We start from the raw sequence: 2,079 nt of genomic DNA, 5'->3' as shown, positions 1-2,079 counted from the left end.
TCTTCGAGAATGTCCACCTCGATGCCCTTGAGCAAGGTCACGCCCCGCAAGCGGCTGTTGAGCGCATCGATCTGGTCGATGTGCTTGAGCAGCCGGTCGGCATCCAGGCCATGGGCCACTCTGAGGGACCGCGAATGCTCGGTAATCGCCAGATAGTCCAGCCCGGCCTCCCGCGCGGCAAATGCCATCTCTTCCAGGCTGTTGCCCCCATCCGAGGCGCGGGTGTGAGCATGCAAATCGCCCTTGAGGTCGCTCAACTCGATCAGCCTGGGTAACTGACCTGCCTCTGCCGCGGCAATCTCACCGCGATTCTCGCGCAGTTCCGGTGTCATCCATTCCAGCCCCAGCGCCTGGTAAACGGATTCCTCGGTGGTGCCGGCCACACATTTTTTTGCTCTGAAGAGGCCATATTCACTGAGCTTGAGGCCTTGTTTCTGAGCCCGTTGGCGAATCGCGATGTTATGCGCCTTGCTGCCGGTGAAGTACACCAGGGCGGCGCCATAGACCGCCGGCTCGACCACCCGCAGATCCACTTGCATGCCGGTGCCCAGTATTACGCTGGTACGGGTGCGCCCCTGTGCCAGCACACTGGCAATGTCCGGATGCTGGATAAAGTGTGCCGTGACGTCCACCGACGGTGCCGCGGCCACCAGAATATCGATATCGCCGATGGTGTCGCGCATCCGTCGCAAGCTGCCGGCAACCGTAGCCGCCTCAACCCCTGGCAGCTGCTGCAGGTACTCGGTCAATCGCAGGGCCACTGGCGCAACAAAGGCCAATGGCAACCGGCGGTCCCTGCCAATGCCCTTCTGCGCGGCGTTCAACAGTCGGGCCTCCATCTTTTCGCCGAAGCCAGGCAGATGGCGAATGCGTCCGTCTTTAGCCGCCTGACACAGTTGCTGCGCGGTTTCGATGCCCAGGTCGTGATAAAGGTGTTTAACGCGTTTGGGGCCCAGCCCGGCAATGGAAAGCAGCTCGACCAGCCCCAGGGGCAATGTCGTACGCAGGCGCTGGCGCAGTGCGCAATCGCCGGTGGTGACGATTTCGTTGATCTTGCCGGCAAGGTCGACCCCAATGCCCGTGAGTTTGGGCAGCGGCTCACCGCGCACGATCAGCTTCGCGACCTCAAAGGTCAAAGCCCTCAGGGTTCGCGCTGCATTGCGGTAAGCGCGGATGCGGAAGGGATTGGCGTCCTCGATTTCCAGCAGATCGGCGATATCGTCAAAAATCGCGGCGATTTGATCATTGCCGATCGCCTGCCCGACCTTGGCCGTCAGAGCGCCACGCGGGCGCTGGTCGGTCTGCTGGAACACCTTGAGCTGGCGGATCATATACTCGGCATGTTGACCTGCCAGGCGCGGGAACTGGCCATTGCCCTGCCCCTCGGCACCATGACAGGAGCTGCACTGGGCGACACCCGAGCCTGGCAAGCCCTTGCGGAAGATCAATTCGCCGCGTGGATCAAACTTGTCGGCGTCAGCCTTCATGGGGCTCTGGCTGGAAAAATAGTCCGCCAGTTCGCTGATCTGGGTCTCTGTCAAATGGGTAAATCCCCACATGTACTGGGTCCCGGTTTTATCGCTGCGGACATGGCCCTTGAAGTCAGTCAGTTGCAGCTTCAGGTATTCCTTTTGCTGGCCGGCCAGCTTGGGAAACATCGGCGAGACGGACTCCCCCGTCAATCCGTGGCACATGGAGCAAACCTTGTCGACCATGGCGATACCGGACATCGGCGAGGTTTTTTCCGAGGCCTGTTCGGTCGTACCGGTGCAGCCCGTGAGCGCAACCACGCAGAGGGCAAGCAATAAATGCGATCGATTGAAAGTACTCTTCATGCCCGTTGCGTTCATGGTCTACGCCCCTGCGTTCAACTGATCAAAACGCGTACCACATATAAAGATAGGTGGTGTCGTTTTCGCTGGCATCACGGCCATTGCCGTCATAGTTGTTCGTTGCGCCCAAATAGCGGGTGAAATAGTTGTATTGGAGCCCGACCCTGAGGTTCTGCATCGGTAACCAGAACACCTCCGGCGTCCACATCTGTGTATCGGGTGAAAAACTGGCGCTGTCCGGGTACGC

Annotated in this window: 1 protein-coding gene and 1 pseudogene; both read right to left on the bottom strand. The window is 60.0% G+C overall.

Annotation, left to right across the window (positions count from 1 at the left end):
* A partial coding sequence (locus tag AC1DH9_RS28935; RefSeq protein ID WP_477809311.1) for a c-type cytochrome occupies positions 1-1,835 on the bottom strand: 1,835 nt, incomplete at its 3' end.
* 40 nt (positions 1,836-1,875) lie between these two features.
* Positions 1,876-2,079: pseudogene (locus tag AC1DH9_RS28930) on the bottom strand (cytochrome C); the annotation flags it as partial.

The sequence above is a fragment of the Pseudomonas sp. 05T35 genome, assembly GCF_056396605.1.
Note: the sequence above shows the minus strand (reverse complement) of the source record. Positions and strands in the feature narration are given on the sequence as shown.